The sequence below is a fragment of the Proteus sp. G2609 genome, from assembly GCF_963896135.1.
Taxonomy (GTDB): domain Bacteria; phylum Pseudomonadota; class Gammaproteobacteria; order Enterobacterales; family Enterobacteriaceae; genus Proteus; species Proteus mirabilis.
Map to the genome: position 1 here is coordinate 179,208 of NZ_CAWQNB010000030.1, position 18,286 is coordinate 197,493.

Genomic DNA, 18,286 nt, shown 5'->3' on the forward strand with positions numbered 1-18,286 from the left:
CTTAGCCTCCGATGACATGGCGTTGAATATACACAGTCACAAATGCCGTCACCATAAAGACAAGAACTGCAACAATAGAACGACGCGATAATCGTGCTAATCCGCAAATTCCATGCCCACTGGTACAGCCATTCCCCAGACGTGTACCTGCTCCCACCAGTACACCGGCAATGATCAACTGCCAAGGTGAAACGTCAATAATAGGTGTTAACGGTTTATCAAATAGATAAAACAGTGTCGGTGTAATCAACATACCGAGTAAAAATGCCCATCGCCACCCATTACCTTGTTGGTTAGTGGTTAATACCCCTCCTAAAATCCCACTAATACCTGCAATACGACCATTAAACAGTAATAAAATAGCCGCTGCTAAACCTATTAATAGCCCACCCAATGCCGAGCTCCAAGGCGTAAAGTGAACCCAATCTATATTCATAAGTTAACCTGCTATAGGACAATATAGCTGATAAAGTGTATTTAATAGCACCAATACTTTTTCATCAGCAATAGAATAAAAAATACGTTTTCCATCACGACGAGTATTCACAAGCCCTTCATTTCTTAACACAGTAAGTTGTTGAGAAAGCGTAGGCTGGCGGATCCCTAAACTTTCTTCCAATTCACTGACACTTTTTTCGCCCTGACTTAATTGGCACAATAAGAGTAGTCGATCACCATTACCTAGCGTTTTCAGCATACTAGAGGCTTCATTAGCCGCTAATTTCATGGCTTCCAATAAATCAGGTTGAACTCGTTGTGTCATGGTAAACTCCATAATCAATATACTTTTTAATAATATGTTAATTTATATATTGTGCAAGTTTTCTTTTATTGCGTGTTTTAATAAGGCGCTATATGCTCTCTAATATGAAAACAGTAAGAGTCCCTATCGCCTTAGTGCAAAGTGTTATGCGTACACTGCGTGAAAAACTGCAACAGGCCAATAAATATCTTAATACAGATTACCCAGAACCCACTCTACAATATAACCAGAGAGGAACTATTGCAGGCAGTGCCTATTATGCAAATTGGGAGATCCGTCTTAATCCTACATTATTGATTGAAAATAAACAGAATTTTATTGAAGAAGTTATTCCTCATGAATTAGCACATCTGCTAGTTAGTCGCCATTTTGGTCGCGTGGCACCTCATGGCAAGGAGTGGAAATGGATGATGGAAACTGTGTTACAAGTGAGTGCGAAACGGACCCATCATTTTGATATCAGCAATGTAACAGCAAAAACGTTTAGCTATGCTTGTCGCTGCCAAGAAATACACCAGTTAACTCTTCGCCGACACAATAAAGTACAACGAGGAGAAACCCAGTATCGTTGTCGTCATTGTCAGGCGATTTTACAATTAATTAAAGAGTAAAAAAAAGTAAGCTTGGTCTTTAAGACTAAACGTCAGCCGAGGTTCTGAGTGACACTGATCAGGGATGTTAGTATAAACACTGGCAATAAAACTGCGGGAAGTCATTTCAAATTTTGATGAATTCAAATGATCAATTAAGTAAAAGTATATCAGGCAAAAAGATAGAGAAACTTATTGAATTTTATACAAACTATATTCAAATACTTCACAAAATTACAGTGAATTTATCAAGCGTTGCATCATTGCAAGTAAGGAAGTTTATGATGAAAATAGAAAGGCAAATGCAATATCGCATGTAATTCAAGTAAAGCCTGAAGAGCCAAAGAAAAATATTCCTCCTAAAAAAGATCAAGAGTAATTTCTCACTGAGTCATATAGCCAAGATCAAATCATCTAGCCCATCCTTGGGATGGGTGATGGTATATATCCTTTAGCTTTAAATGATGTATACTTTGTATGCGTATCTATTTCAGCGAAGGTAATAAACTATGATTTCTGAGGCTATTATGATGGCAATGCTATCAAATCCAATGGATAAAAAAGATGTGGATTCAGGCTTGGCTAATTTAGCCATGTCGATAGCTACCATTGTTGATAAAAAGGCAAAAGGTGATGTATCACCAGATGAAATTATGGATTTAATTGTTGGTGGTAAGACCGTGCTAACGACCCTTGTTACATCAATCGATGAAATAGTGGCTTTACTTGATGACCCAACAAAAGATGACATAAAAAAATATGCAGGTAATAACCCTGATGAGGTTATGCGTGAATTGGAACGAGTGATTAACCATAGTAATAATGTAATTATGATGATTGAGGCAATGTATAGCATTGCTAAAACTACCAAGGCTTTTCATCCATTTGAAAGCATAGCTGATGGTTACTTCAAAGAAGTTATTCTTAAAATGGCTGCACTAAGAAACCATACACAAGCACTTTATAGACAATTTAATCAGCATATTAACCCGTTACCCGCAATGGAGGTTGAAGATGAATTCGGTGAAGAGGATATAGCATTGTTTAATTCCTCAATAGCTGAATTTAATCAAGATCTGCTTGCAGGTAACTTGCAATGCCGATAGTCACAATCACGCCCAGATAATTAGATCAGTTCTAGCCACACATAGCTCAAGGACGACTTGCTTGAGATCACATAGCGGGTGGTTTTATATTTAAGACGCTGACGCGACTTAAACAGGCTAAAGCCCATAACAAAAAATAAAGCCGATAACTGGTTAGTTTATCGGCTTTATTCAGTATAAATAAGGGAGGATTGATATATTAAGCAAACACACTCATGGTATGAGATGCTATTTCAAAGTAGATAATAAGCCCAGTACCATCAATAAATGTTGCAATAAAAGGTGCAGACACCACCGCAGGATCAACACCAATACGCTTTAATACCATTGGAATAATAGAAGAGACAATAGCACTCCAAACCGTAATTGAAATTAGCGTTAATCCCACCACTATCATCACTTCCATGCCAACCCCTAAGGTCCAAGCACGAATAAATCCTGCTATTCCCATGGTTAAAGCCACCATTATCGAGGTCGTGATCTCTTTTCTTAATACTGACCATACATTACGCAAGCTCACCTCACCTAATGCCATGGCACGTACCAATGTTGAGGTAATTTGTGTACCGCTATTGCCACCAGTACCAATTAATAATGGAATAAAGAAAGCTAAAGAGATAGCAGCTTCAAGTCTGTCTTCAAAAGCATGTAACACCGTACTGGTATAAGCTTCAGCAATAAACAGCATTAATAGCCAGACAACACGTTTACGCCACAAAGTGACCGGACTTGTCTCTAAATAAGGTTGTTCTAATGGCGACGTTGCCCCCTGCATTTGTGCATCTAGCGTATTTTCATCTTCAATTAAATCAGCAATATCTTGAGGTCGTAATACACCAACTAACTTACCAAAATGCATCACAGGTACACTGTCTAAACCACTTTGGCTAATTAACTGATAAACATCATGTCGGCTTTGCTCCGGTGAAACTGAGAAAAATGTTTGGCGCATAATATCCGAAACAAAAAGCCCATTATCAGCAAGTAGTAATGATTTAACCGGCAAAATACCGTTAAGATAATTATCTTTATCTACGACATACAGATAAGTCGGAATTAATTCATCTTTTAAGTCATTAACCAGCTGTGCTTTTACATGTTCAACCGAATCTGCGACAGAAACAGAAATATAATTCTGGCTCATATAAGCACTAACGGTAGCATCATCTTTTAAACGATGATGTTGCTCTTGTATTGAATGATTATTGGGTGTGTTTAAGGATGCGCCTGCCATTAATGCAGCATCCATTTTATGTTGAGGAGTAAATTTCATTTTTTTGGTTCCCTATGACTGTTTGTGTTTAGCAAATCAGTTCTCAATAGGGGCGAAACCAGATGCGAGAATGCAAAAGCTATCTACACGTCTCGGTTTTAGCACTATACAACGTATCCGATGAATACTGGAAGTTACATGGAGATATACCTTCGGTCGATATATCTTGTCCTAATCTTGGGCGTCTCTCGACGTCGTCAGATCAGTAACCTGTGTTTGTATAGGAGCCTCGCCTAACGAGATACTGCACTTTTCTTGCGAATGCGGCGCGCATTATAACCACTCACATTATAATGAAAAGTCTCATCGTAGTTTTGTTTAAGTTCTATTGATAAATCTTAAATCGCTTATTTTTTACATCATTAATTAAATACTCACCTCAAATAGAGATGAATAAAATAGTTTTAAATAAATTGGTTATTAATTGATTATTTTAATGCTAATTTTTGTACTTTTATTTCTTCAGCTTGTGAGAAGATCTCATTGACTGTTTTACCATCTAACGATTGACACATTTTTCGCGTGATCATATCAGCATTTTTATTGCGCCCAGCAATGACTAAATCATTAAAATTAATATCATTTAGCATGGCTAATTCTATTGCTTCATCAAAGCGTTGTTGCTCTTCAAGCGGTAATGAATTGCGCATTTCTACAATCGATATTCGTAATGACTCAACATTAGAGCCATCTAGGGTTTGATTTTTTTCGCAACCAGAAAGTATGACAGTAAATAAACAAATAAATAACAATTTTCTCATATATCCCCCCTTCCCCTATCATAAATTAAATAATAGCAGAATGTGTATCAGTAAACTGCTAATTAAGTAAAATAAATATTTAATTCATTATAGCTTTACGTGTTATATATTATATTGAATAAATAAACTCTCTTTTTAAAAATAATAACAAAAAACCCCGCTAATAAATTAGCGGGGTAAAATAGAAGGATAGATAAAGAATAGATAATAAAATGAATGATTAGGCTAGTTCAACATCACCTGTTAATCGACAACTACAGGCTAAAACATAACCTTGTGCTATCTCATCAGCAGTTAAAGTACTGGTGCTGGTGACCTCATAATCACCTTTCACAATGCGTGTTTTACAGCTACCACACACTCCAGCACGACAAGCAGCCAAAACAGGAACACTGTTTTCTTCCATCGCTGTTAATAATGTCATCCCCACCGGTACGTTAATTTGCTTTAACGGATGACGAATAGTCATAGTAAGTTGTTGTGCTTCATCAACACACATTGGCTCATCACCAAAACGTTCCATAAAAATATTCTCTGCACAAACACCAAGATTTTTGGCAAAACGCGCAGTATCTTCCATATAACTATTAGGCCCACAACACATAACAGTACGACTGGCAATATCCGGCACTAAAGCGGCTAGTTTTTCTTGTGAAATACGTCCACTAAAAATTCCCTTATCATCCGGTAATTTAGGCATCATAATAAAATTGAGATTATAGGGATAAGCATTAGCCAACTCTAACCACTCTTTTTCAAAAATAAATTGGCTCTGTTCGCGAATATTAAAAATGACCGTGATATCCGCTTTAGGTTGATTATTTAACAACCAACGCGTCATCGACATAATGGGAGTCACACCGCACCCCGCAGCGAGCATTAAATAACGCGTTCCTTCTCTATCTGCACAGGTGAACTCCCCTTGTGCGTCTGATAACCAGAGATAATCACCCGGCTTAACTTGAGATGTTAACCACGTTGACCCCACCCCATTGTCGATACGACGAACCGTTAAAGAGACAAAAGGACTTAATCCCGGAGAAGACGAGAGCGTATAAGCTCGCATCGTTTCATCGCTATTATTAATACTGACTAGTGCAAATTGGCCGGGTTTATAGCGATAAAAATCATGGTTAATTAAATTCAGTGTCCACACTTCCGGGGTTTCCTGATGGATAGAGTGAACTTGCATACGATTAGGACAAAGAGCTGTTGGCATCGTCATGGATATTGCTTCCTTACCGAAGCCTTTAGGCTTCGGCAATGATGATGAATAAATAAATTAAGCAGAAAGAATTTCTTGAAGATCTTGTTCTGGCGTGGTGATCGCACGCATACCAAATTTTTCATTAAGTATTGCGAGCAAATTATCGGTTAAAAATGCAGGCGCAGTCGGCCCAGTATAAATATTTTTTACCCCTAATGAGAGTAGGGTTAATAAAATAACAATCGCTTTTTGTTCAAACCACGACAAAATCAAGGACAGGGGTAAATCATTTACACCACAACCTAATTTTTCTGCAAGATTAACCGCTAGCATAATCGCAGAGTAGGCATCGTTACACTGACCCACATCAAGTAAGCGCGGTAAGCCCTCTAATGTGCCAAAATCAAGTTTATTAAAGCGATATTTACCACAAGCTAATGTCATAATTAAGCAATCTTGGGGAATGGCACGAGCAAGATCGGTATAGTAGCTACGTTCACCACGACTACCATCACACCCCCCAACTAAGAAGACATGACGAAGTTTTTTCTGTGAAACTAAATCAATCACTGTATCAGCCGCATTTAATAGTGTTTGACGACCAAATCCAACAGTAATTAAGTGTTCAATTTCACTGTACGGAAATCCCTCTAAAGAGAGCGCTTGCTCAATCATTTCAGAGAAATCATCACCTTTAATGTGTTTCACACCCGGCCAACCAACAATACTACGCGTCCAAATACGATCGCCATAGTTCCCCACATTAGGATCAATAATACAGTTAGAGGTCATTAACACAGGGCCAGGAAATTTGGCAAATTCACTTTGTTGATTCTGCCAACCACTTCCATAGTTACCGACTAAGTGTTTATATTTTTTCAGCTCTGGATAACCATGGGCGGGTAACATTTCACCGTGCGTATAAACATTAATGCCTTTACCTTCGGTTTGTTCAAGTAGCATCTGTAAATCTTTCAGATCATGGCCTGAAATTAAAATAGCTTTACCTGCTACTGGGCGTACATTAACGGAAACGGGGGTTGGATCACCATAAGCTTGAGTTTCACCTTTATCCAATAACGCCATAATACGAAAGTTCATTTGACCAATGCCCATTGCATTGTCTAGCAACTCATTCATATCCGCAGGATCGGTACCTAACCATGCCATGTAACGATGATATTCAGCATAAATTTCATCATCGTACTGGCCTAAAACATGAGCATGCTCCATATAAGCAGCAGCACCTTTTAAGCCATACAAGCAAAGCATACGTAAACCATGCAGATCATCCCCCACTTGCGCTTTATCATTATTTAATGCAAAGCGTTGGGCTTGTTTCTGTAGACTGGCTAAGTCGTTGCCTTCTAATTGAATTTCGGCTTTAGGATGAGCGACTTGGATGGCTGCATTTTTGGCTAACGTACGTGATTTTAAGCTTTCACGTAAATAAATAGCCTCTTTGGCATATCCAACAATACGTTCAGAATCAAAATTAACATTGGTTAACGTCGAGAAGAAAGCCCGTGGCGCAAAGCTGTCTATATCGTGATCAATAATATCAACACTACGCGCAGCTAATGCCCATGCTGACAGCCCTTCTAATACTGCCACCAATAAGTCTTGTAGATCAGAGGTTTCTGCTGTTTTACCGCACATACCTTGTGCATAGGCACAACCATTACCAACAGGTGTTCTCATTGTTTGTTCACATTGCACACAATACATATCGAATTCCTTCTATAAGATGACGCTTTATTTTTATAAGTTGCATTAAATATGCAACATAAGAATACGCCATTTTTATAGTAGGAAAAGTGTCAGATGAAATAATCTGCGCCATGTTTGATCTAACGCAATTTATTGCTGTGCTTAAGAGCTTGCTTTTTTTTCTGTTGATTTGGCTTCACACCTCGTAAGAGGGTAAGTAAACAAAGTAAAGGGCTTTTCTTATAAGGGAAATTGAGAAGAAATGTTGCAGTGTCGCACGGGATGATTTTGTTACATCTCAGCTAAAAAAGAGTGAGATGAATCGATTAAATTAATTAGTTCTCATTGTATATATAATATCTATTTATTATTTTTGATAGTTAATATTACCTATTGCATCAATAGCTAATAAAATTACTACAATTGATATATTTTAATAGTACGAGTATTACGAAATGAAACTATAGAATTTGACGATACTCCCCCTACACTGGAGATTAAAAATGATTAAATTAAATAATGTTCCATCCGAATTTCGTCCCTTAGAAAGCTACAAAATGTTAATCGGCGGCGAATGGGTATCCAGTACATCGCAACAAACGACCAAAACCTATAGTCCCGCAACCGGTGAGTTATTAAGTGAATATCCATCAGGTACAGCTGAAGACGTTGATCTTGCTGTAAAAGCGGCTCGTAAAGCTTTTGATCATTGGCGTAAAACCTCTCCTGCTCAACGCCAAGCGCTATTATTAAAAATTGCTGACCGTTTAGAACAAGAGCAAGAACGTTTTGCTTGGATTGAGTCTCTTGATAACGGTAAACCACTCAATGAATCGAAAAACATCGATTTACCCGCCTCTATTGACCATTTTCGATATTTTGCAGGCGTGATACGCTCTCATACCGATGAAAGTGCTGTCTTAGACGAAAATACCCTGAGTCTTGTTATTCGTGAGCCCATTGGTGTCGTTGGACAAATTATTCCATGGAATTTTCCATTATTAATGGCTGCTTGGAAATTAGCCCCTGCCATCGCCGCTGGAGATACCGTTGTTATTAATCCAGCCACACTCACCTCACTTTCATTATTAGAGCTAGGTCGTATTTTAAATGAAATATTACCAGCCGGTGTTATAAATATTGTTACTGGTCGTGGATCTGTTGCTGGACAAGCTATTCTAGAACACCAAGACATTGATAAACTAGCATTTACCGGTTCAACCAATGTAGGTTATACCGTTGCAGCTGCGGCGGCGAAAAAAATGGTACCAGCCACTTTAGAATTGGGGGGTAAGTCAGCCAATATCGTCTTCCCTGATGCGAATATGAAAAAAGCCGTTAAATATTCCGCACTAGCGATATTAATGAACCAAGGACAGGCCTGTGAATCTGGCTCCCGTTTATTCTTACATAGAGATATTCATGACGCATTCTTAAAAGAGTTAAAAGCAGAATTTGAGCGTATCCGTGTTGGTGATCCACTTGATCCTAATACACAAATGGGTACTCAAGTCAGCCAAGCGCAAATGGATACCATTTTAGGTTATGTTGAGCTGGCCAAAAAAGAAGGTGCAACCATACTCACAGGAGGTGAGCGTATTACGGGTGAAGGGTTTGATGATGGCTTTTTTGTTCGCCCAACCATTATTATCAATGCCACAAACCAAATGCGTGTCGCACGTGAAGAAATTTTTGGCCCTGTATTATGTGTGATCCCATTTGATAATGAAGAAGATGTTATTGAAATGGCTAATGACTCTGAATATGGCCTTGGTGGTGGTGTCTGGGCTCAAGATATTAACCGCGCACTACGAGTTGCAAAAGCCGTTAGAACTGGCCGTATGTGGGTAAATACTTATCATGAACTTCCTGCCCATGCACCATTTGGCGGTTATAAAAAATCAGGCTTAGGTCGTGAAACGCATAAAATGATGTTAGACGCCTACAGCCAAGTGAAAAACATCTTCATTAGTACCAAAGAATAATTAACCTCTAGTTAAGCATATTCTTATAAATATAATTATCTATACTCATCTCTTAGCCTTCTCCCCAGAAGGCTTTTTATTTGCTGTAAACAACAAAAAACCGTATGCGCTTTTCTTAATATCTAATATTAACTGCTCACATACGGTTATTCGTTTAGATAGTCATTTAGCCTTAGATAAACAAACGCGTTTATTCCGCTTCTGCTTCTTTTTTGCTTACAGAATTCACTTGTTCATTTAGATCAATATCAACCGCATTAACATCTTTTATATAGTCTTTTGTTAGACGATAAACGATGGGACTCAGCAGTGCTAATGCAATTAAGTTAGGAATAGCCATCATCGCATTTAATGTATCAGCAAGTAACCAAACAAATTCTAAGGATTGAGTCGCGCCAATTGGCAAGGCAATTAACCATGCAATACGAAAAGGCATAATGGCTTTCGGTCCAAATAGATATTGCACACATTTCTCACCGTAATAGCTCCAACCTAAAATAGTGGTAAAAGCAAAAACAGCCAGTGCGATCGCAACAATATAGTTACCTCCAGGGATAGCTATAGAGAACGAACTTGCAGTAAGTGTTGCCCCACTTTGCCCTGTCAGCCACTGTCCGGTGATCACAATCGTTAATCCGGTGACAGAACAGACAATAATGGTATCAATGAAAGTCCCCAACATGGCAATTAAGCCTTGACGGATCGGGTTTTGTGTTTTGGCTGTCGCATGAGCAATGGGTGCACTACCTAATCCTGCTTCATTGGAGAATACACCTCGTGCAACACCAAAACGTATTGCCGCCCAAACAGCCGCACCAGCAAACCCACCTTGCGCAGCAACCGGTGTGAAAGCAGATTTTACAATCAACATAAATGCATCAGGAATAGCAGTAATATTCAGTGCAAGTACGACAATCCCTGCCCCAAAATACCCTACTGTCATAATGGGCACTAATTTACCGGCAACATCAGCAATACGCTTAATTCCACCAATTAATACAGCACCGACTAAAATAACTAATGCAATTGCTGTCACTGTGGTAGAAATACCAAAATTACTGTGCAAAACATCCGCCACTGAGTTTGCCTGTACCGTATTACCTATACCGAAGCCGGCAAAACTACCAAAAATAGCAAATAGCGTTCCTAACCAAAGCCATTTTTTACCTAAACCGTTTTTAATATAATACATCGGTCCGCCTACGTAGTTGCCGTATTTATCAACCTCACGAAAACGTACCGCTAACACAGCTTCTGAATATTTAGTCGCCATACCGACTAAAGCAGTCATCCACATCCAAAATAGCGCTCCCGGTCCACCTAATACAACCGCTGTAGCGACTCCAGCAATATTGCCCGTACCGATAGTGGCAGAAAGCGCCGTCATTAATGCATTAAAAGGTGAGATTTGCCCCTCACCTCTTTTATCATTTTTCTCAAATAAGAGTTTAAATCCTGTACCTAATTTTCTAATTGGCAGAAAAGAGAGTCTAAACTGCATAAATAGACCGATGCCTAGAATACCGACTAACATCGGTACTCCCCACACCACGCCATTAATAGCGCTTAATATATTTGTGATGAAATCCATACGTTACCCTTTTTATCCAAATGTTATGTAAATATATATTTTTTGTTATCAGATACACTAAAGATGAAAAAAAGGAAATATGCTAGAAAAAAAATCAACTAATTATGAAATTGATTACATTATGTGAGAAATATCACTTGATGATTAAATTACGCTATTATTAGATACATTGTTATTTATATATAAAACATAAATTATGTATCAGCGAAACACGATCAAAAAATCGCAAAATCAACAACGCTTTAATTGGTTTAGAAAAGCGAAAGAAACTAACCTTGCCCCGGTGAAAACGCTTATTCTTTCCGCCATTATCGGTACGTTAGCCGGATTAATTGGGGTACTATTTGAAAAAGCCGTTGGCTGGGTCATTCATTTAAGACAAGCTAAATTAGCTGAGGCATTAACCAACCCTTATCTTTTGGCTATTGGCACGTTACTTGTTTCCTCTCTTTTAGCCATGAGTGGCTACTACTTAGTGAAGAAGTTTTCACCAGAATCTGGTGGTTCAGGTATACCGGAAATTGAAGGGGCAATGATAGATATTCGGCCAGTTCGTTGGTGGCGGGTATTGCCAGTAAAATTTATAGCCAGTATCGGTACTTTAGGCTCAGGTATGGTACTTGGTCGTGAAGGCCCCACCGTGCAACTAGGGGCTAATATTGGTCAACTCGTTAATGATGTCTCTCGCGTTAAAGATAAAGGAACACGCCAAACACTATTAGCCACAGGTGCTGCTGCCGGTTTAACGGCTGCCTTTAATGCTCCCTTGGCAGGCATTCTATTTATTATTGAAGAGATGAGACCACAATTTAAATATAATTTAATCTCTATTAAATCCGTCTTCATTGGCGTGATCATGTCTTGTATTGTATTTCGCCTAATTAATGGTGAAGGAGGCGTAATACAGATAGGTAAATTTTCTTCAGCGCCGATGAATACACTGTGGCTCTATTTAGTGTTAGGAATGTTATTTGGTGTTGTTGGGGTTATTTTTAGTAAATTACTATTTTATGTTCAAACACAATTCCAACATTTTTATCAAGATAAAACCTCACGTTTTGTTTTAGCCGGTGGCGTGATTGGTGGTGCATGTGGTTTACTTGCGTTGATTATTCCTGAAATAACCGGAGGCGGTTTTAGTATTATTCCTGCATTAAGTGCCGGAGGATATTCGTTAACTGCACTGCTAATATTTTTTGTGTTACGCACCATCACCACCATTATCAGCTTCTCCTCCGGTGCACCAGGAGGAATTTTTGCCCCCACATTAGCCTTAGGCACACTCTTTGGTAGCGCTTTTGGATTAATGGCAACCTATCTTTTCCCCGATTATCAAATTCAAATTGGCACTTTTGCTATTGCTGGAATGGGTGCTTTATTTGCCGCAACGGTGAGAGCACCACTAACTGGGATTGTGTTAGTTCTAGAAATGACCGATAACTATCAACTTATTTTGCCGATGATAATTACCTGTCTTGGCGCAACCATGCTGGCGCAATTATTAGGCGGGCGACCTATTTATACGGTTCTACTCGAAAGAATACTACAACGCTCAGAAGCCAAAGAAAAAACAGAGGCTACCAAAGAGCCCCTATAGTTTTCAAATACTAAAATACCCTCGCTGTGATCTAACGAGGGTATTTTTTCTCACCATCTATTTATTATTTTTTACGCGCAATTAATGTCGCAAAATTAAGTTGGATACGATTACCATTAGCATCAGTTTTATGTAGATGCCCAGGGTTTTCATTATATTTAATAATATCCCAGCCTTGGTAATAATCCGCTAACTCACCTTGGCGCAAGAAGGTTTTGAAAGGAACTTCAGCAGACCCACTATTTGCTGTTTCAACAGGGCAAACAATGACATTAATCCCCTCTGGATTTGTACACTCCTGCATATTTTTAATAATATCTGCGATACGTTGACGCTGGCAAAACATCAAAACCACAGTAGAAATAATAATATCGTATTTCTCATTTAATGCTGCTTCATTAATATCATATAAGCCGCTTTTGATCGCTAAACCGGTTTTAGCTTTGACGGCTTCAATTGCATCAATATGAGCGGCATTAATATCTAATGCGGTCACATCATAACCTTGTAATGCTAAATAGAAGCTATTACGACCACGTCCTGCGCCTAAATCAAGCACTTTACATGGGGTAGTCAATGTTGCCATATAACGCACTTCTGAATGAGGTAATGACAAATCATTTTCTTTAAAAAATTTATCTTCGGGAGTGCATAAAAAAGAGAGCTGGCAAAGCACATCATCACTCGCTTTATCGATTTTATGCCATTGCTGAGGTTGAATAAGCGGAGGCTGATTTTCGCTATCACACTCTAAGAACACTTGTTCTCCATCATCCTTAAATAGCACAAATGTCATACTCCCTTGTAATATCCGCATTTGCGCATAAGTGCCTTCTTTTGTGTTATGACGCTCTAATAATGCTAAAGGGATCGCTGTTAAGTGCCATTCAGGTAGCGTTTTATACGTAACAAGTTCCATAATTCAACCTCTCTTAAGATGCATTTTAAATACATCTTATTGCAATCACTCTCTTAGGTAAAGGGTGATTTTTGGCATACATTATTTTAAATATTTATTGATTAATAAATCAGTAACATCAGACGAATTAATAGATTCACCACAAAGGACTTTCATCATAATTTCTTTGCCTAACGAAGCTAAAGACAACAGCATATCTGGACGTAATCGACTTATTTTTTCTCTATTCTCATCTTTATTAATGATAGTGATTAATTTCGCTTGAAGGTCTGGACACTCTTGAATAGTTAATAAAATAAAGGTATTTTCCGCATCACTTTCAGATAACGTCGCCACCCAACTCGCTTGGCGAATATTTGCCGTTTGTAATGTTTTTACATTGGTTGGATCACCTTCAATAATATTGGCTTCTTTATCATACATGGCTTGCTTTTTATCCGAACAAATCGCAATAACCGGTTTACCTTGCTCTCTAAGCCCTTTCTCTAATTGTGCTGCCAACATTGAAGAGCCAATAATAATAAAATGATCATGCATTTTAGCGATCCTTTTCTTCACAATATCGCGAGTACCACGAGCCAAAAATCCCATCACATAAACAATAGAAGTCGTAAAAACAGTGATCCCCAAAATAACCACTGTTAGGGTAAACATTCTCGCATTACTTGAGATAGGAACGATATCGCCAAAACCAAGTGTTGTCATACAGACAATGGAAAAATAGAAAGCATCCATTAACGTTGTGATATGTGGTTTAAATTCATCACCAATATAGAGGCTGCCTAACATAGAGAAACACAGTAGCGAAATCGTACAGATAAAAGCAACAAAACCGGCACTGGTTAAGCTATGATGAGGAAAAGCACGCCGGCTGATAACCAATACAATGGCTAATGCTAATGAAGTATAGGCTTGAGTACCAGCTTGGTGATAAACCGCGACATCTAAAAAAACGATCGTCACTAATAATATTAATGAAACGCACCACGCAATCCGCGCCCCCATATACATAAAGAAAGAGAGCAAAATAAGTGCACTCGCTAACATCACTTTAGGAATATCAAGTAATTTCAATATACCTAACGATTTTAGCCAATCAGCAAAACCGTGTATTTCCCAATCAAGATAAACACCACGAGAAAGTAATATCGAGTAAATAATAAAAAGACTATTCAAGATCAATAAGAAAGACATCGTCTTTCTGCTAAAAGACGATGTCTCCATAAAATTAACGACTGCCGATAACTTCATTTTTATCTAATTTCTATTAATTTTGTATTGGTATATTTTCTAACCCTTTAAATTTAAAAGGTTTCGCTGGCTTAAACTGAGAGCTTGCATCTCCTGAATAAATCGTTGACTGCTCTTGGCCTAACGCTAACATCATCACTTTTCCTGTTTCTTTTGAAAAATCAATTTGTTTCAAATCAACCCAAAAAGTATTTGGTGATAATGCAGATTCAAAAAAGTAGAGCTGATTTTTATGATCAGCGACAGTTCTCCAACGAGTCGATGATATTTCTGGAGATTCTACGGTACTTAATCCATAAGGCACCGAAACATTGCGGATCACCCCAAATACACTGGCAAGTGATTTTTTGCTCGATTGCGATTTAGGAATAGCATTAATATAAAAAGAGGCTCTTGCAAAACGATCCGATGCTCTATTAGTACCCGGTAACATTACCGTACCACCAATCTGCTGCCAATAGCTATTTAATGCTAACTGTTCAGAAAATATAGGGGAGTTAGTCATCACTTGATATTTTCGGCTATGGTGGATCACCTGTTGACCATCAATATATTCAATAATTGCGCTATCACCAGAACTGTCAGACAATGATAAATGTAACGTTGCGACTCTATCCTGTCCGGGTACTTTGTCTGTTAAGACAATAAAAGGCTCATCTTTTAAAGCAGTTACCGCCTCTTCAACAGTAGCAAAATTATCTAATACATATTGTGCCCATGCAGAAATAGCCATTGCAGGCTTATCTTTGGAATAACTTGGGTAATCTGATTCAGCAAGCCATAATAAATTAGCCACTAATCCTTTTTCATTAATACCATCAGTAGTAGAAATATCATAACCTGATGCAATCACACTACCATATTTTGATTGCCATTGAACTGAATTATCACCAGCTTCACCAGAACGTTGCATTCCTTGAGGGAATATCCATAAATTAGTACCAATTTCGTATTTCCAGTCCATAGAACGAGCAGTAATTATTTGGTTATTTTCACCTAAATAAACAACTCGGGTACAAGCTTGCGCCGTAGTTATACTACCTAAGAAGGTACCTGAAATAATTAATGTACTTAATAAAGTATGTCGTAATTTTTTTAGCATAATTTTTCACCTTTAAATTATTAGATAAGCTTAATCTTATTTTCCTCATTTTGACCACTTTCTTATCACTTATAAAAAATAAACTCTCTAATAATTAATAACGATTTATCTATCTTACAGAAATTTTCTTAAGTAAGTATAAGACAAGTTACGTATCTTAAGTAAAAAAAAACTGATGCTAAAAGCATCAGTTTTTAATCTATTAGGTGATATCGCAAATTATTGCTTACCAATATTCGCTACGTTTAATTTTTTTTCACACCTTCAACAGAGATGATTAATTCTGCTTCTTGCGATTTTGGTCCTAAATCTGATTTAAAGTTAAACTCTTTCAGATTAACTTTACCTGTTGCTTCAAAACCAGCGCGATACCCTTTCCACGGATCAGTACCTTCACCAATTAATTTTGCATTTAGTGAAATTGGTTTTGTAACGCCATTAAGTGTTAAATCACCCGTCACCGTATAATTTTCACCATCACGAGTCACTTTGGTTGAGACAAACTTAGCTTCAGGATATTTACTGACGTTAAAAAAATCAGCACTACGTAAGTGTTTGTCACGTTCAGCGTGATTAGTATCTAAACTACCCGTTTTAATCACAACATCGACTTTATCTTTTGAAGGATCTTCTTTATCGTAAGTGAAGCTTCCATCAAAATCTTTAAATGTGCCGTATAACCAGCTATAACCTAAGTGTTGGATACGAAATTGCACAAAAGCATGCTGCCCTTGTTTATCAATTTGATAATCAGCCGCTAATGCTGAACTAGCATTAAATAATAATGCACCTGCAGTTAAACTCAATAACGCCTTCTTAAACATTGTTCTCTCCATAATCATAATATTGTTATTAACAGGGTAATATAAATTTAATTATTGTGTTTTTATGCCAAGCATACGTTTCAATGTAATATCTTTATCTATAAAGTGATGTTTTAATGCACCCGCGGCATGTAATAGCGATAACACAACAACCGCCCAGGCTAAATAAAGATGTACATCACCGGCTAAATCAGCTTGCTCCCCTTCCCCTGTGAAAACAGCAGGTACTGAGAACCAATCGAATACAGATATTGGCTGCCCATCAGCAGTAGAAATTAAATAGCCACTTATAATGATGGCAAATAAAATTAGATATAACAGTATATGAGCTACATGGGCACTAATGCGAGTAAGTCGGCTATAGCTGGATAATGCTGTTGGTGGAGGAGAAATCCAACGCAAAATTGCTCGGAAAAGAAGAACAATAAATAGAATTATCCCTATACTTTTATGTATTTCAGGGGCTGAATGATACCAGCTATCGTAATAGCCTAAATTTACCATCCACAATCCTAGGGCAAACATGCCATAGACGGTTAATGCTGTCCCCCAATGTAAAAGAAGCGACAAGTGCCCATAGCGAGTAGATGTATTCCGCCACTGCATAATGATCCTCAATCGATATTTTATTAACAAGCCGTTAACTATATTAGTAGATTAAATATAAAATGTTAGTCTAAAATTCAACAAATTATTTGTTTATCTTTTTCAATAATAATCAATGAGTCATTATCGCTTATTAGTTGCCTTATTGATTAATTTATCAATATAATTATTGATTATAATATATACAAAAAACAGTATATAGGCGATTTATGTAACAGTAAAGTCGAAGGTGTAACAAAAAATTAACTTAATATTGTTACTGTATTAATATTGTTACGATAAAAGAAAAGTAGCGAATGAAGTGAGAATAAATAGGCGAGTCAGTTAATTTTAATATCGAAAAAATTTACAAAGCTATATATGATTTACTTAACATCGCCTAAACTCAAGAATTAGAAAAAATGAGTCCAACCACAAAAATTAACAGCGGTAGTGTAAAAAAAACAGATAGCCAGCGCATTTCATGAATAATACCCCAAATAATTCCAATAAAGCTAATAATAAAAATAACTGAAATAAGTTCAGAATAGTGTTCATGAAAATAACACATCAAGAAATAAAACCAAACATCCTCACTATCCATACAACAATCTAAGCCTTCAAAATAATTTAAAATAAAGATAGCAATAAATTACTATTATTATCTAATAAGGCAAGTAACCTATTATAAATATTAGCCATTGCGCACAAAAACACTAATCTATTTTAAATTAGTAATAAATACCAACAAAACAACTTAAAATATGGCAATAAATTAAATTTAAAATGAATTAAAAAATACAATCACAAATAAAAAATAGCCCACCATAAGACTTAAAATAATATAATGGGTTTTACTTTAGACTTGAAATAATTATTTCACCCAAAGTTAAACTCAAAAAAATAGTTTCACATTATGATAATAAACCATCTTACTTTTAACACGAATAGAGATTTTAACATTGAATAATTACCTTTAGGTTATTTATTTAATTAAAATTAACTCATGATTTCATTTTAAT

The 18,286-nt window shown here is 37.2% G+C and carries 16 protein-coding genes and 1 riboswitch; of the genes, 4 read left to right on the forward strand and 12 right to left on the reverse strand.

The genetic code is table 11. From position 1 onward, the window contains the following. Position 1 precedes the first annotated feature (1 nt). Together AACV01_RS09800 and AACV01_RS09805 are read right to left on the reverse strand one after the other, a co-directional pair. A complete protein-coding gene (locus tag AACV01_RS09800; RefSeq protein WP_004244158.1) occupies positions 2-436 on the reverse strand; it encodes a YeeE/YedE family protein in 435 nt (144 codons plus the stop codon). 3 nt (positions 437-439) lie between these two features. Further along, positions 440-763: an ArsR/SmtB family transcription factor gene (locus AACV01_RS09805; RefSeq protein ID WP_004248583.1), complete on the reverse strand. Its 324-nt coding sequence runs from the start codon at positions 761-763 to the stop codon at positions 440-442. 104 nt (positions 764-867) lie between these two features. Between AACV01_RS09805 and AACV01_RS09810 the strand changes: the two genes are divergently transcribed. Together AACV01_RS09810 and AACV01_RS09815 are read left to right on the forward strand one after the other, a co-directional pair. Next, positions 868-1,374: a SprT family zinc-dependent metalloprotease gene (locus AACV01_RS09810; RefSeq protein WP_012368246.1), complete on the forward strand. Its 507-nt coding sequence runs from the start codon at positions 868-870 to the stop codon at positions 1,372-1,374. A gap of 488 nt (positions 1,375-1,862) precedes the next feature. Then, entirely contained in the window at positions 1,863-2,459 is a 597-nt protein-coding gene (locus AACV01_RS09815; protein ID WP_104836650.1) for a hypothetical protein, read from the forward strand. Between the two features lie 199 nt (positions 2,460-2,658). Here AACV01_RS09815 and AACV01_RS09820 read toward each other — a convergent pair whose 3' ends face one another. From AACV01_RS09820 to hcp, 4 genes are all read right to left on the reverse strand, one after another. Continuing rightward, entirely contained in the window at positions 2,659-3,732 is a 1,074-nt protein-coding gene (locus AACV01_RS09820) for a magnesium transporter (protein ID WP_004244168.1), read from the reverse strand. Between the two features lie 76 nt (positions 3,733-3,808). Next, a riboswitch (M-box (ykoK) riboswitch) is annotated at positions 3,809-3,980 on the reverse strand. Positions 3,981-4,160: 180 nt separating this feature from the next. Beyond that, entirely contained in the window at positions 4,161-4,493 is a 333-nt protein-coding gene (locus AACV01_RS09825; protein WP_004244170.1) for a DUF6694 family lipoprotein, read from the reverse strand. A 220-nt stretch (positions 4,494-4,713) separates the two neighbouring features. Next, positions 4,714-5,718: an NADH oxidoreductase gene (gene hcr / locus AACV01_RS09830; protein ID WP_004248592.1), complete on the reverse strand. Its 1,005-nt coding sequence runs from the start codon at positions 5,716-5,718 to the stop codon at positions 4,714-4,716. 57 nt (positions 5,719-5,775) lie between these two features. Next, on the reverse strand, positions 5,776-7,428 hold the full coding sequence (hcp, locus tag AACV01_RS09835) for a hydroxylamine reductase (RefSeq protein ID WP_004244173.1): 1,653 nt from the start codon (positions 7,426-7,428) through the stop codon (positions 5,776-5,778). 485 nt (positions 7,429-7,913) lie between these two features. Between hcp and AACV01_RS09840 the strand changes: the two genes are divergently transcribed. Then, positions 7,914-9,395, forward strand: coding sequence for an aldehyde dehydrogenase family protein (locus AACV01_RS09840; RefSeq protein ID WP_161682785.1), 1,482 nt, complete (start codon positions 7,914-7,916; stop codon positions 9,393-9,395). 190 nt (positions 9,396-9,585) lie between these two features. Here the strand turns inward: AACV01_RS09840 and AACV01_RS09845 are convergent, their stop codons facing one another. Next, a complete protein-coding gene (locus tag AACV01_RS09845; protein WP_161682787.1) occupies positions 9,586-10,986 on the reverse strand; it encodes an alanine/glycine:cation symporter family protein in 1,401 nt (466 codons plus the stop codon). 196 nt (positions 10,987-11,182) lie between these two features. On the opposite strand from AACV01_RS09845, the gene clcA reads away from it, so the two are divergent. Further along, complete coding sequence (clcA, locus tag AACV01_RS09850) at positions 11,183-12,583, forward strand: H(+)/Cl(-) exchange transporter ClcA (RefSeq protein WP_060554819.1); 1,401 nt, start codon at positions 11,183-11,185, stop codon at positions 12,581-12,583. 64 nt (positions 12,584-12,647) lie between these two features. On the opposite strand, the gene tehB is transcribed toward clcA, so the two are convergent. The 5 genes from tehB to AACV01_RS09875 form a co-directional block, all read right to left on the reverse strand. After that, entirely contained in the window at positions 12,648-13,502 is an 855-nt protein-coding gene (gene tehB / locus AACV01_RS09855) for an SAM-dependent methyltransferase TehB (protein ID WP_004244180.1), read from the reverse strand. Between the two features lie 81 nt (positions 13,503-13,583). After that, positions 13,584-14,753 carry an NAD-binding protein gene (locus AACV01_RS09860; protein WP_012368254.1) on the reverse strand — a complete coding sequence of 390 codons (1,170 nt, stop codon included), beginning with the start codon at positions 14,751-14,753 and terminating at the stop codon, positions 13,584-13,586. Positions 14,754-14,769: 16 nt separating this feature from the next. After that, entirely contained in the window at positions 14,770-15,855 is a 1,086-nt protein-coding gene (locus AACV01_RS09865; RefSeq protein ID WP_046334678.1) for a linear amide C-N hydrolase, read from the reverse strand. A 245-nt stretch (positions 15,856-16,100) separates the two neighbouring features. Next, a complete protein-coding gene (locus AACV01_RS09870; protein WP_004248606.1) occupies positions 16,101-16,679 on the reverse strand; it encodes a YceI family protein in 579 nt (192 codons plus the stop codon). 51 nt (positions 16,680-16,730) lie between these two features. Next, entirely contained in the window at positions 16,731-17,285 is a 555-nt protein-coding gene (locus AACV01_RS09875; RefSeq protein ID WP_161682789.1) for a cytochrome b, read from the reverse strand. Positions 17,286-18,286 lie beyond the last annotated feature (1,001 nt).